The sequence below is a fragment of the Vitreoscilla stercoraria DSM 513 genome, assembly GCF_000382305.1.
Lineage (GTDB): Bacteria > Pseudomonadota > Gammaproteobacteria > Burkholderiales > Neisseriaceae > Vitreoscilla > Vitreoscilla stercoraria.
On the sequence record NZ_KB908026.1, the window covers coordinates 16,943 to 30,782 of the forward strand.

The following is a 13,840-nucleotide window of genomic DNA, read 5'->3' on the forward strand; positions in this document are numbered from 1 at the left end:
AACTTTTACAGGACGCTTAAAATCATGCTTCAACCCATTATGCTGTTGCGTATTGTTTGACCACTTCCAAAACAAAGGCTTGGCAAGCACGACCGCTGTCAGGATTGTATTGACCATTGTTGGTAATATTGTTTGAAACCACACGAATGGCCAGCATCGGCACACCGTATTGAATCGCCACTTGCGCCACCGAAGCCGCTTCCATTTCTTCAACGCTCGTTCCGTATTGCTGACGCAAAAACGCAATGCGGTCGAGTTCATTGTTCCAGCAATCTGCCGAACCAATCACGCCTTCAACCACTTTGCCTTCAGTGTATTGTGCTGCCACAACTTGCGCAGCCTGCATCAAGCCTGCATCGGCTGCATAAAAGCGTTGGCGAATCGGCTCAGGATCGCTTTCGTCTTCTGGCAACATGTCAAACGCTTCTACCCATGTCAAAGCATTGCTGCCCTCGCCCACAGCCGCCACAGGCGTTTTGACTGTATTGATATTGGCGACTTTTTCACCCAAAACAATGTCAAACACATTCAATTGCGGATCATGGCCGCCACTGGTGCCTTGATTGATGATGGCTTTGGGCTGGAAACATTCAATGGCAATGGCCGTAGCCGCTGCTGCATTGGTCATGCCCATGCGTGTTTTAGACACAATGATGTCGATACCTGCATATGTACCATGCCAAAAAACCCAACCGCCTCGTGTTTCACGTGAAACATTGTGTAACTGTTTCACCAATTCATCACATTCCAACGGCAAAGCTGCCTGTATCACGATTGCTTGTTTGCTCATTTTGATGTTTTCCTTATGGCTTAAACCGATTGCGTTTGAATAAAACGCTGAATCCGCGCCACCGCTTCTTGCAAGCGTGGCAAACTGTCAGTGTACGCAAAACGCACATGCTCGTCACAACGGAATGTGCCAAAATCCTCACCCGGTGTCACGGCCACGCCTTCTTGCTCTAGCAATTGCAAACACCAATTGCGACTGTCTTGGGTGAACGCTGACACATCGGCATACACATAAAATGCCCCTGCTGGCACATTTGGAATAATCAAACCCAAATCCCGTAAAGCTTGCACCAAATAGTCTCGACGCTGCGCAAATTCGGCTCGACGTGCTTCATGAATGGCGACCGCTTCTGGCGAAAATGCGGCCAAAGCGGCATATTGCGAAATCGTCTGTACGGAAATATAAAGGTTTTGCGCCAATTTTTCGATTTCAGGAATCAAAGCTTCAGGTGCGACCAACCAACCAATGCGCCAACCGGTCATGCCAAAATATTTGGAAAAGCTGTTCAGCACCAACACATCGTCCGCCACTTCCAATACCGACACCGCATCTTCGCCATACACCATGCCATGGTAAATTTCATCGACCAATAACACGCCACCCAATTCACGACACACCTGAGCCAATGCTTGCAATTGTTCACGGCTGAGCAATTCGCCTGTCGGATTGCTTGGTGAGGCGACCAGTACGCCTTTGGTATGTTCATTCCAATGCTCACGCACCATCGCAGGCGTGAGTTGATAACGGCTAGTGGCAGTGGTTTCAATCAAGCGGGCTTTGCCTTCAACCAAACGCAAAAAATGACGGTTACACGGATAACTGGGGTCTGACATTAATAATTCATCATTTGGATTCATCAACAAAGCCGACAACAGCAACAATGCGCCCGACCCTCCCGGTGTCACCACAATGCGGCTGGCAGGTACATCTATGCCATATTGTTTTTGATACCAAGCCGAAATGGCGGTGCGCAACTCAGGAATACCCAACGCTTGGGTATACGTGGTTTTGCCTTGTGCCAAAGCCTCTTGCGCGGCTGCGATAATCGGCTCGGCAGTAGTAAAATCAGGCTCACCAATTTCCATATGGATAATGTCCCGCCCCTCAGCTTGCAATTGCTTGGCACGAGCGAGCAAAGCCATGACACGAAATGGTTCAATCGCTTGCATGCGTTCAGCAAGCGCAATGGTACGACTAACAGGCAAATCAGACATCACACGCACATCCATTTAAATTAAAAATAAGTATCCATCATACCTTTGTTTGCAAAATCACAGGCAGCAGATTGTTTTTACCATTATCAAGATGCATACTATGCTTAGTCTTTGCCAAGCCAATTGACAATTAAAAAGCGTCCTGTAAACATTTACAGGACGCTTCTCACTGTGCCACACAGGTTCAATACTATGACCCAATACCCATCATTTGCAATGCAGGCATGCAATGTTTTTTAAACAATGACTGCAATTTTGCATTCCATTTAGGGTTTTGAATTTCAAATTCAGTCGGCTCAAAAAGATGAGGATGGTATAACCAATTGTAACTGTAAACAGGTTTTAAAAACCAACCACCTTCATCCAATTGAATCACCAAACCACCTTCTTCAAACATGACCGCATTTTTAGCAGTCAGCGAAAAAACCAAACGCTCTACTTTGGTTTGCATGTCTTCCTCACGCTGAGGCTCAAATGACATTGCCTTAAATAAGGAAACAGGTGCTGAAGCATTAAAAGGAATAATCTTCATAATCAGGCTTTTCAAATCAAGTTAAATGGTTTTCAATTACAATGTAACCAATATACTGTTTTATCTGTTTTTGAAATTAGATTTAAATCAAAATATAGATAAAAATTCATATAATTCAAAAAGATATAAAAATACTCAATCAGTATATAATTATATATAAATAATACAAATCGGCTTTATTGGATGTTGCTTAAAATTAGATTCATTTCATCTTAAATAAATTCCATTTTGCGTATTCAAACTGGATTTCGCTTGCGTTAAAACAAACAAGCTTCATTTCTTGGAAAAAATCTTCAATTTGTTTTTATTTCAATGTCTTATATTAAATTAATATATTTCAATACCATATCTATTTTAAAAACATTAAATTTAAGCAAATATCATTATTCAATACCATTGCATCAAGGAACTTTCATCCAAACCAGCTGATAAACACCTTGCACTGCTATACTCAAAATAGCTAAAGTAAAATTTCAAATCTTTCAGGACGAAAATATGCCGACAGCCTTACAAAACATTAACCATTGGATTTTTGATATGGACGGTACCTTAACCGTTGCTTGCCATGATTTCCCTTATATGCGCCAACAATTGGGCATGGCTGATGGCTATACCGATATTTTGGCTTATGTTTCACGTCAAGATGCAGCTACGGCGGTCAAAATGGTGAGATGGTTGCAAGATTATGGTTTGGATTTGGCTCAAAATGCCGAAGCGGCACAAGGTGCGGTGGCTTTGCTCACGCATTTACATCAACAAGAGCACAAATTGGCGATTTTGACCCGCAACGAAAGAAGCTTGGCGATGGTGACGCTGGAAGCCATAGGCGTATTGGATTATTTTGATGAAGATTGCATTTTAGGGCGAGAAAGCTGCCAACCCAAACCCAAACCCGATGGCATTTTGCATGTTTTGAACAAATGGCAAGCCGATAAAGCCAATGCCATTATGGTAGGTGACTACCATTTTGATTTGAACGCAGGACGCAATGCAGGCGTGAACACCATGCTTTTGCATCCTGAATTCAATGAATGGCCTCACTTGAGTGATTATTATTTTGCCGATTGCGCCGCAGTATTGACCCAATTGCAATATTCAGCCGCTTAAAACCCATTGATACAGAGCCAGCCATGATTTTATACCGCAGCCACACGCAAACCTTTGACATCGAAACCTTATCGTTAAATCTGCAAGACGATGTGATGGCAGAGGTATATTTGTTCCAACCCGAATTCATCATGGCGGAAGCCGAGCTGGAAAATACAGCGGTATTACAGGCCGCTTTAAACACTTGGGCAGGCTTTGGTCTGATTGAACCCGATATAGCACAATTGGGCTGGGCTGCTTTTCAAAACCAACAATCCAAAGTGTTATTGCTCAAGCCTGATAATGCCTATAGCCCGTTATTGTCCCAATATGGCTTGGTGGTGCACGATATGACCCATTATCAAGCGGCTTGTATCGAGGCTTTGAACAATATATTGACTTAAATATCGCACTCCCAAGCGGCAATATTCAAGCGTCCTGTAAACGGTTTTACAGGACGCTTCATCTATAAAAACATTAAAACGCCATCATACCCGCATTCAATATCACACCAGCCAATGCCGTATTGTCTTGACTCACCGTCACACGCATATCTTGATACGGCTCATCATCAGCATTTTGCCAAAACGCCACGCCATGAGTGGTATATTGGTTTGACAAGGTATAACTGAACAAAACTTTGTTGTTTTGCGCACGCACCAATTGGATACTTGGGTTGGGACGGTTAGGCTCGTAATCATCAGCCTGAGCCAATTTAAATGCTTGTGGGAAAAATGGTGCCGCAGCTGTCAACGCACAACCAACACACGCGCCACTGTGGTAATAACTCACATATTCACGCCCATCTGCACTTTTCATCAACAACGCCTGCGAACCATTCACGCCCACATCCGCTTCGATATTGCGCCACGTTTTCGGTGCCAATATCCAACCCATGCCCGCCACACGCACCGCCATCAAACGATACAACTGTTCGGTTCTGACATTGGCAGACACAGGCAAAACACAAGCCTTGGGATGACAGGCATCGTCTTCAGATATCCAACCTTCTTCGATAGGGTCACGCACAGACACGGCATAAGCAGGCAAACGTTGTCCTGCGACCATCGCCGTGCCGATGTTTTGCCACGGATTGTTTTTCGCTCTTTGGTTGCCATTGGTTTCATTAAAAGTCGGCACTTGCGGTTGGTATGTTTTTGCCTGTACTTGCGTTACCATCAAAACGCCCAACAATGCCAATATGATTTTATTTTGCATCCCGCTTCCCCCTTTTTAAACTGATGAAAACAAAGATTTGGATTTAGATGGGCAATGTAACCTATCAAAAAGCGACCTGTAAATGTTTACAGGCCGCTTTTCATTTTTCAAAACCACCACAGATTAAGATACTGAATATTCATTCAACAACGTTTCCGCTTGCTGCAAAAACAATACAATATTTTCAATATCGCTTGCCCACGATGTCACCAAACGCACTGCGCTGCGCTCTGCATCCATCGCTTGCCATGTATAAAATGCAAATTGCTCTTGCAAAGCCGCCATCACTGAATTGGGGAAAATCGGGAAGATTTGATTCGATTGCGGTGGCGTTAAAAATTCACAACCCAAAGCGCGCAAACCTTCTGCCAAATACATTGCATTGGCATGCGCGTTTTGTGCAGATTCAAAAAAGATTTTGTCTTCAAACAAGCCCAAAAACTGAATGCCCAACAAACGACCTTTGGCCAACAAAGCGCCGTGTTGTTTCATTACAAAACGGAAAGCGTCCTGTAAATCAGAATTCACAATGACGATTGCTTCACCAATCAATGCACCATTTTTAGTGCCGCCAATGTAAAACACGTCGGCAATTTGTGCGATCAATGCCAAACTCAAAGCTTTATTGGCCGCCAAAGCCGCACCCAAACGCGCGCCATCAATGTGCAAATACAAGCCCAACGCATCACAACAAGCCCGAATCGCAGTCAATTCATCAACCGTATAAACACTGCCATTTTCAGTGGTTTGCGAAATATATACCAATTTGGGTTTGACCATGTGTTCATCGGTATGGCTGTGACAAATGTCTGCAATTGACTCAGGCGTCAATTTGCCATCGGCACCGCTAGGCGCCACAATGACTTTGTGACCTGTCGCTTCAATCGCACCTGTTTCATGTACCGCAATGTGACCACTTTGTGCGGCAATCACCGCCTCGTGTGGGCGCAAAATGGATTTGATGATGACCGTATTGGCTTGTGTGCCACCACTGACCAAATGAATCTGTGCGTGCTCATTGTGCAAATGCTGCTGAATCAACGCTTTTGCCTGCTCGCTATACACATCTTCACCATAGCCTGCACATTGCGCCAAATTGTGTTCGGTCAACAATGCCAAAATGCGCGGATGTGCGCCTTCGCTATAATCGTTTAACAATGAAATCATGGTCTGCCAATTCATTAACAATGAAGCGAATCAGTATACACCTGCCTTTTTAAAAAAACAGTCTAACAAGCGTCCTGTAAGCGTTTACAGGCCGCTTATCGGGCATAGTTTGATTTGATTAGTTTGTATGCAAAGAAAGCTTTATACTGTCACATCATTTGTCTTTATCAGTCTGCGTCAATGCTCACCGACCTCGAAAAAAATGCCATCTCCGACCATTACAAAAACATTGCTCGCAATTTGCCCAATTTCCGCCCGCGCGCGGCACAACGCAAAATGCTGGCAGAAATCGCCAATGCGTTCAGCCGCACCCAAATACGCACCTCTGAAGACGAAATCATCGAGCGTCAAGGCGAAAGCATTGTGGTGGTCGAAGGACCCACAGGCGTGGGCAAGAGTTTGGCGTATTTGCTCGCAGGCGGCATCATGGCGCAAACGCGCGACAAAAAATTGATTGTTTCCAGCGCCACCATCGCCTTACAAGAACAATTGGTCCATCGTGATTTGCCATTTGTGATTGAAAAAAGTGGCTTACAAATGAGTTTCGCGCTCGCCAAAGGTCGTGGGCGTTATTTGTGTCCAAAACGCTTATACGATTTGACGCAAACGCATGCCCAAACGGCTTTGGGTTTTGAAGAATTGCAGCCAAATACCACGCTTTGGGACAAAAAGCCCAAACAAGAAGAACTCGATACGCTGCGTGAATTGGCAGACGCTTTTACCGAACGTCGCTTTAATGGCGATCGCGACACTTGGCCTGAAAATATTGACGATGGATTGTGGCACCGTGTCACCAATGACCGCCATGGCTGTTTGAAACAAGCCTGCCCCAACCGTCCTGAATGCCCTTTTTTCTTGGCGCGCGAGGTTTTGGAGCAAGTCGATGTCGTGGTCGCCAACCACGATTTGTTATTGGCAGACATTTCTATGGGCGGTGGCGTGATTTTGCCCGACCCTGAACGCTCGTTTTATTGCATCGATGAAGCGCATCATTTGTCCAAAAAAGCCGTCAACCAATTTGCAGCCGAACACAGCTTGAGCCAAGCGCAAAGCTTTTTAGAAAAATTGCCAGTGACCACCAGTAAAATTGCCGCTCATTGCGACAAAGCAGAAGTGGCGAATTTGGCAGATGAAGCGGCTACTGCATTATTGGAAGCATTTGGCGATTGGATGTACCAAGTGCAGCAAGCCGATGAGTTGGCGCCTACCTCTAGCGGTGCAGACCCTTTGTGGCTGTGGGAACGTGGTCAAATTCCTGAAGGTTTGGACACGTTGGTCGAAAATACCGCTATCAGTGCACGCATGTTGCTCAAACATTTGTACAACCTCAATGACGCCATTTCATTGGCTCGCCGCCAAAACGATGACAATGCAACTTTATTAGATGGCTTGAATTTAGAAGCAGGTTTGGCCATTGCCCATGCCGAAAAAATCAATGCTGTGTGGGATTTGATGGTCACTGTTCCACGTGAAACCGAACCACCTTTGGCCAAATGGATGGTTGCCAAACGCCAAAGCAGCATCGATTTTCTGTTTTGTGCGTCCCCCGTATCCAGTGCCTCAATGTTGAACAATCAATTGTGGCGCCGTGCCGCAGGCGCAGTTTTGACATCGGCAACCTTGCAAAGCTTGGGCAGTTTTGATTTGCTGTTGCGCCAAACTGGTTTGCAATGGTTGCCTGAAACCACCACTGTGGCATTAGAATCACCGTTTGATTTTCCTCAGCAAGGCGAATTGTATTTGCCATTTTTGCCAGTTAGTCCCAAAGACAGCAACGGTCACACATTGATGATTGCCGAATGGTTGCCCAAATTGATTGATTTGCGCCAAGGCGTCGGTACTTTGGTCTTGTTCTCATCTCGCAAACAAATGCAAGAAGTGGCGATGCGCTTGCCTGATGCATACCAAGAGATGTTATTGATACAAGGTGACAAACCCAAAGCGATTTTATTAGAACAACATTTGGCAGCAGTGAATCAAAATCGTGCCAGCATATTGTTCGGCTTAGACAGTTTTGCCGAAGGTTTGGATTTGCCGGGTTTTGCATGCGTACATGTCATCATTGCCAAATTGCCGTTTTCAATGCCTGACAATCCCATCGACAAAACTTTGAGCGATTGGGTCTCAGACCAAGGCGGCAATCCATTTATGGAAATTACGGTACCTGAAGCGAGCATCAAATTGATTCAGGCCGTTGGTCGTTTGATTCGTACCGAAACCGATACAGGTCGCGTGACCATCTTAGACAATCGTTTGACCACTGCCCATTATGGCAAAAAAATGTTGGCAGCCTTACCGCCATTCAAACGCATTTGAATCTGATTCCATCATGCGGATGATCAAGTATGTAATCCGCATGTCATGATGAATACAAAGCATGTATTTCACCACAATCCGACCAACTTACCACTTCTTAAGACGGTTTTGGATACTCTGTACATACAGGCTACTGTATAATCATGCCCATTCTAATCACCGCGCATCAAGCGTCCCAAAAGAGCGAATCTTATGCAAGTATGTAATCCGTATGAAATTCTGATTCAAGGCATGACGACCAAAGGCAAACGTTTCCGTCCAAGCGACTGGTCAGAACGCCTGTCTGGTATTTTGTCTTCATTCAATACAGGACGCCTGTCTTACCATCAGTATGTTCGTCCGTTGCTGGTCGACAATGTGAGCTGTGTGGCAGTGGATAAAAAATTGGCAGAACTGCATCCTGAAATGTTCCAGTTTTTGATGGATTTTGCCCAAGACAATGATTTGCGTTTAATTGACTGCAAAGAAATGTCAGAATCTGAAGCCATCGCCGCCTCTACCCCAACCATCACACCTGAAAAAGCCGTGATTGCCGCAGCACAAAACACCATCGAACAAGCAGAAAAAACGATGGAGCCTGCCATTGCAACCACTCCTGAGTCGATCACAGTCAAAGAGATTTTGCCACCAGACACCGCCTTGGCTTATCACGCCATGAAAGAGTTGCGTGTGAGCTTGGTTTCAACGCAATCTTTTGCCAATCAAGTAGACAATATCCAACGTGGCGCAGGCTACCGTTTGTTTGCGGTGTTTGTACCTGAGCAAAAAGAAGCCGTCGCAGTCTGTGGTTTCCGTTTGACCCACAATTTGGTATGGGGTCGTTTCATTCATATTGATGATTTGGTCACCCAACAAGCCTACCGCCGCCAAGGTCATGCACAAACTTTATTGGATGCAGTCACCATCGAAGCGCGCAAACTCGGTTGCACTGAAATTCATTTGAATGCTTATGTATCCCCAGAACGCGCGCCGATGCATCGTTTGTGTTTTGACAATGAGTTTTTCATTGCCAGCCATCATTTCCGTCGCAGCCTGTAACACCCAATACCAACAGCCCTGATTTTAAAATATCAGGGCTTTTTTTATTGCTCTTTTTTGATGTTTTGACCTATCAAATTGTCAAAATATGGATATTTTCTTCATTTAATATGATAAAACAATTATAATTCGTCATGATATGGCTTAGCATTTTATTGCGTTTATTTGATTAATCGAAACATTAAAAACAATGTTTAATTGACATCAATATGACTATAAATCAAACAACAACACCCATTTAATCCTATTGCAATTCCTGACGCAAAGATGCCTTAAAATACAAAATTGCGACACAATCTTGCGTCAAATCAGCCATCCTCTTGACGAAAACCCATAAAAAAAGCAACAATTCTTAACACATTTTCATACTTAGCATGGAAACCATTCAAGCTAAGTATGATTGCGATGGTCGTAAACGTGCATGGCAATTGATTCGGCATCAACAATACCAAAAACGAATCCATACCTTGGCACACGACATCACTTTATCGATTCAAAGGTTAGGAAGAGACATGTTGACTTTAAGTAAGTTTCGCTGTTGCCGCGGCTTTGTTGTTGGCAGCTTGTGGTGGCAAACCAGCAGAAACCGCACCTACCGCAGCACAGCCTGCTGCCAGCGGCGCAAGCGCCTCAGCACCTGCAACCACAGGTGGTGAAATTGTGGTGAAATTGGGTACAGCCAACCCATTGACAGGCGCATTTGCTGAATGGGGTAAAGATGCAGCCAATGGTGTGAAATTGGCTGTCGATGAAGCCAATGCCAAACAACTTACTTGGAACGGTCAAGTAGTTAAATTTGAATTGCTTTCAGAAGACGACATGGCAGACCCAAAAACTGCGGCTCAAGTGGCTGACCGTTTTGTAGATGCCAAAGTCAATGCGGTGATTGGTCACTTGGTAACAGGTGCGACTTTGCCAGCTTCTATCGTGTACAACGACCACAATATTCCATTGGTAGCCTACTCTGTAACAGGTCCTAAACTGACCCAACAAGGCTTCAAAGGCACGTTCCGTGTGATTTCGAACGACAAGCAACAAGGTGATGCCCTGGGCGCTTATGCAGTTAGCAAATTGGGTGCAAAAACCTTTGCTGTGATTCATGACAAAACGGCTTACGGTGAAGGTTTGGCCAATGACTTCGCTACTGCTGCCGAAGCCGCTGGCGCGAAGAAAATTGCAACCGAATTCACCAGCACCAGTGCTACCGATTTTGGTGCGATTGTAACCGCGATGAAAGCTGCCAAACCTGATTTGATTTTCTACGGTGGCATGGACCCACAAGGTGCACCATTGTTGAAAGAATTGCGTAAGCAAGGTGTTGAAGCCAAATACATGGGTGCTGATGGCTTGAAAACCAGCAATTTCCCAACTTTAGCAGGCGATGCTGCGAATGGCGCATTCGCTTCTACCGCCTCAGTAGCTGACGACAAGATGCCAGGTCGCGCGGCCTTTGCTGAGAAATACAAAACCGCATTTGGTGGCGAAGTTGTGGCTTACTCTCCATATGCTTACGATGCGACCAATGTGGTGATTAACGCCATGAATGAAGCACAATCTGCAGATGCAGCGCAATATGTGCCAAAATTGGCCGCTTCTCAATTTGAAGGCATTACAGGCAAAATCTCATTCACAGAAAGCGGCGACTTGAAAGATGGCGTGGTAACCATTTACACCATCAAAGACGGTCAATGGGTTGTGGCTGAGTAATTTTTAAGCCGTCTCAAATCAATTAAAAAGCGTCCTGTAATATTACAGGACGCTTGTTGGAATACCCAATGATTAATCCAATGGACGCCAAGCCATAGGCACACGATATGTACTGCCTGAGCGTGCCGCATTCGCACCCAACAAACAGAATATCACGTGCGCGATACTCAACAAGACTTGCAATGGTCCACCGATGAAAATCAGCATCAAAATCGTACACGCCACACTGCCCAACAAGAAGGTAGAAGTCCAATTCAAAGCTTCACGCGCTTGTTGTTTCAAATAATCGGATGCATTGCCATTGAGCAAGACAATCATGGCAGGAATCATCAAAAACACCAAACTGCCCAACCACATGACCAATGCCAAACCACGCTCATCTTTAGACACATTGGCATTTAAAGATTGATTAGCGGTATAAGTTTGGTATTTTTCAGAAGATGCAGCTGGCTGATCGGTGTTTGCTTCTGTTTGCGCTGCCGCTGTATTGTCTGATGCTTTTTCCAACACAACTTCTTCAGCCTCATTGACTGCTACAGCTTCTGACGCTGCCAATTTAGGCTCAACCAGTTCGCTCACACCTTGTGTCACATGGTTAGAAGTATGCGCTGCCTCAGCCATAGATGCTTGTTTCACGTCATCTTGCAAGCTGTCTGCGGTTTGTACCATTAAATCTTTGGCATAACGAATTGGAAACACGGTCGCTTGGCTATCAGCGGCCACTGTGTTTTCAGTATGTCCCGCAGCAATATCACTCATGGCACGAATGGCTTGCTGTTTGCGGTTAAAATAAGCAGATTGGTAAGACATGACATTCCCTCTTGGTTTCAATAGGTATTGCTTGTTTACAGGACGCTCAAGCAGAACCATCTGCCTGAGCCTAGCTTCAAATCTTACAAAATATAACGAGCCAAGTCTTCTTGCTCTGCCACATTTTGCAAACGCTCATTCACATAAGCCGCATCAATGACTACTTCACCTTTAGGGCTAGAGAATGACACTTCTTCCAACAATTTTTCCAACACTGTATGCAATCGACGTGCGCCAATGTTTTCAGTTTTTTCGTTCACTTGGAATGCAATTTGCGCCAAACGCTCCACGCCTTCATCGGTAAAGACCAATTCTACTTCATCGGTCGCCAACAACGCTTGGTATTGCTTGGTCAAACAAGCATCCGTACCAGTCAAAATTTGTTTGAAATCGTCTACCGACAAATTATCCAACTCAACACGAATCGGGAAACGACCTTGCAATTCAGGAATCAAATCTGAAGGCTTGCTCAAATGGAATGCACCAGAAGCCACAAACAAAATGTGATCGGTCTTAATCATACCGTATTTGGTTTGTACCGTAGTACCTTCCACCAATGGCAACAAATCACGTTGTACGCCTTGACGAGAAACGTCTGCGCCCGCACGATCACTGCCTGCAATTTTGTCGATTTCATCCAAAAACACGATGCCATGGTTTTCGACCGCAGCCACCGCTTTTTCACGCATATCGTCTTCGTTGATTAATTTTGCCGCTTCTTCATCTAGCAACAATTTCATCGCCGCATCAACACGCATTTTTTGCTTTTTGGTTTTGCCTTGACCCATATTGGCAAACATACCTTGCAATTGCTGGGTAAAGTCTTCCATTCCCGGAGGACCCATAATCGACATCGCTGCAGCGCCTTGTGCCACATCAATTTCGATTTCTTTGTCGTCCAAACTGCCTTCACGCAACATTTTGCGGAATTTTTGACGGGTATTGGTTTCAGGTGAAGCTTCTGGTTTTTCACCTTCAAAACCGACTTGACGTGGTGGTGGCAACAAAGCATCTAAAACACGATTTTCTGCTGCATCTTGCGCACGGTCGCGGTTTTTTTTGATTTCAATTTCACGCACATTTTTAATCGCATTTTCAATCAAATCACGAATGATTGAATCCACATCACGACCCACATAGCCGACTTCCGTGAACTTGGTCGCTTCAATTTTGATGAAAGGCGCATTTGCCAAGCGAGCCAAACGGCGTGCAATCTCGGTTTTACCTACGCCAGTTGGACCTATCATCAAAATGTTTTTTGGCACAATTTCAGTGCGCAAAGGTTCAGCGACTTGGCTGCGGCGATAACGGTTACGCAAAGCGACCGCAACTGATTTTTTAGCGTTGTGTTGACCAATAATGTGTTTGTCTAATTCTGACACAATTTCTTGTGGTGTCATTACGGCTGCTGACATAAATAGATCCTGTTCTTCATGCTCACGCGGAGCATCAAAATGTTTTTATTCTTGACGTTGCAAAATCATTTGCACCGGTGGCTTAGATTGTAAGGCTACCATCATATAGCTGGTATAGCCTTTCTGAGCCTTGCTGTCAAAACGACAAAATGCTTGTACTTGATTTTGAATACAGCCAATATCATCGGCTTTTTTCATTTGCGCCAATTGTGGGAAAATCGCTTGTAGTTGGCTGCCTGTAGAGGCTTGAAAATCACAATTACTGGTTGAACAAATATTTTGCCATTGGTTTTTAGCAGCACCTTTTAAAGTACCGTCTTTACCATCCATAGCCCAACGGCCATTTTGATGAGTCAAACGCATTTGAATGCCTGACAAACCTGCAGGTTGGTTGTTTTTCAACGTCACCAATTCATATACACCAGCATCTTGTGCACCAAAACCAGCAGCCATGACTGCACTCGTACTTAATACCGCCATCAAACCCAAAGTCAGTTTTTTCAACATATTTGTTTTCCCTGTATAAGCCACTATACGCTTACTGCTT

13 protein-coding genes are annotated in these 13,840 nt (G+C 44.8%); 5 read left to right on the forward strand and 8 right to left on the reverse strand.

Going from position 1 to position 13,840, the window contains the following annotated elements; all coding sequences use genetic code 11:
- Nucleotides 1–37: 37 nt before the first annotated feature.
- From H150_RS14040 to H150_RS0107930, 3 genes are all read right to left on the reverse strand, one after another.
- Nucleotides 38–790, reverse strand: a complete 753-nt coding sequence (locus H150_RS14040) for a 5'-methylthioadenosine/S-adenosylhomocysteine nucleosidase (RefSeq protein ID WP_019958515.1) — start codon at nucleotides 788–790, stop codon at nucleotides 38–40.
- A gap of 20 nt (nucleotides 791–810) precedes the next feature.
- On the reverse strand, nucleotides 811–2,004 hold the full coding sequence (locus tag H150_RS0107925) for a pyridoxal phosphate-dependent aminotransferase (RefSeq protein ID WP_040755816.1): 1,194 nt from the start codon (nucleotides 2,002–2,004) through the stop codon (nucleotides 811–813).
- Between the two features lie 190 nt (nucleotides 2,005–2,194).
- Nucleotides 2,195–2,536 carry a hypothetical protein gene (locus H150_RS0107930; protein ID WP_019958517.1) on the reverse strand — a complete coding sequence of 114 codons (342 nt, stop codon included), beginning with the start codon at nucleotides 2,534–2,536 and terminating at the stop codon, nucleotides 2,195–2,197.
- 495 nt (nucleotides 2,537–3,031) lie between these two features.
- On the opposite strand from H150_RS0107930, the gene H150_RS0107935 reads away from it, so the two are divergent.
- The gene (locus tag H150_RS0107935; protein ID WP_019958518.1) at nucleotides 3,032–3,643 is read left to right on the forward strand and encodes an HAD family hydrolase; all 612 of its coding nucleotides are present in this window, start codon (nucleotides 3,032–3,034) and stop codon (nucleotides 3,641–3,643) included.
- A 23-nt stretch (nucleotides 3,644–3,666) separates the two neighbouring features.
- Nucleotides 3,667–4,026 (forward strand): hypothetical protein, encoded by a 360-nt coding sequence (locus tag H150_RS0107940; RefSeq protein WP_019958519.1) that lies wholly within the window; start codon nucleotides 3,667–3,669, stop codon nucleotides 4,024–4,026.
- A 73-nt stretch (nucleotides 4,027–4,099) separates the two neighbouring features.
- Here H150_RS0107940 and H150_RS0107945 read toward each other — a convergent pair whose 3' ends face one another.
- Together H150_RS0107945 and H150_RS0107950 are read right to left on the reverse strand one after the other, a co-directional pair.
- The gene (locus H150_RS0107945) at nucleotides 4,100–4,840 is read right to left on the reverse strand and encodes a DUF4850 domain-containing protein (RefSeq protein ID WP_019958520.1); all 741 of its coding nucleotides are present in this window, start codon (nucleotides 4,838–4,840) and stop codon (nucleotides 4,100–4,102) included.
- A 123-nt stretch (nucleotides 4,841–4,963) separates the two neighbouring features.
- Nucleotides 4,964–6,007, reverse strand: coding sequence for a threonine aldolase family protein (locus H150_RS0107950; protein ID WP_019958521.1), 1,044 nt, complete (start codon nucleotides 6,005–6,007; stop codon nucleotides 4,964–4,966).
- Nucleotides 6,008–6,187: 180 nt separating this feature from the next.
- Here H150_RS0107950 and dinG point away from each other — a divergent pair, with 180 nt between their 5' ends.
- From dinG to H150_RS0107970, 3 genes are all read left to right on the forward strand, one after another.
- The gene (dinG, locus tag H150_RS0107955) at nucleotides 6,188–8,323 is read left to right on the forward strand and encodes an ATP-dependent DNA helicase DinG (protein WP_019958522.1); all 2,136 of its coding nucleotides are present in this window, start codon (nucleotides 6,188–6,190) and stop codon (nucleotides 8,321–8,323) included.
- 192 nt (nucleotides 8,324–8,515) lie between these two features.
- Nucleotides 8,516–9,361, forward strand: coding sequence for a GNAT family N-acetyltransferase (locus H150_RS0107960; protein WP_026353580.1), 846 nt, complete (start codon nucleotides 8,516–8,518; stop codon nucleotides 9,359–9,361).
- A 549-nt stretch (nucleotides 9,362–9,910) separates the two neighbouring features.
- Nucleotides 9,911–11,068, forward strand: a complete 1,158-nt coding sequence (locus tag H150_RS0107970; protein ID WP_019958525.1) for a branched-chain amino acid ABC transporter substrate-binding protein — start codon at nucleotides 9,911–9,913, stop codon at nucleotides 11,066–11,068.
- Between the two features lie 72 nt (nucleotides 11,069–11,140).
- Here the strand turns inward: H150_RS0107970 and H150_RS14780 are convergent, their stop codons facing one another.
- The 3 genes from H150_RS14780 to H150_RS0107985 all read right to left on the reverse strand — a co-directional run bounded on the left by H150_RS14780 (nucleotide 11,141) and on the right by H150_RS0107985 (nucleotide 13,800).
- The gene (locus H150_RS14780; protein WP_019958526.1) at nucleotides 11,141–11,878 is read right to left on the reverse strand and encodes a DUF4870 domain-containing protein; all 738 of its coding nucleotides are present in this window, start codon (nucleotides 11,876–11,878) and stop codon (nucleotides 11,141–11,143) included.
- Between the two features lie 83 nt (nucleotides 11,879–11,961).
- Nucleotides 11,962–13,293, reverse strand: a complete 1,332-nt coding sequence (gene hslU / locus H150_RS0107980; protein WP_019958527.1) for an ATP-dependent protease ATPase subunit HslU — start codon at nucleotides 13,291–13,293, stop codon at nucleotides 11,962–11,964.
- Nucleotides 13,294–13,338: 45 nt separating this feature from the next.
- Nucleotides 13,339–13,800, reverse strand: a complete 462-nt coding sequence (locus H150_RS0107985) for a hypothetical protein (protein ID WP_019958528.1) — start codon at nucleotides 13,798–13,800, stop codon at nucleotides 13,339–13,341.
- Nucleotides 13,801–13,840 lie beyond the last annotated feature (40 nt).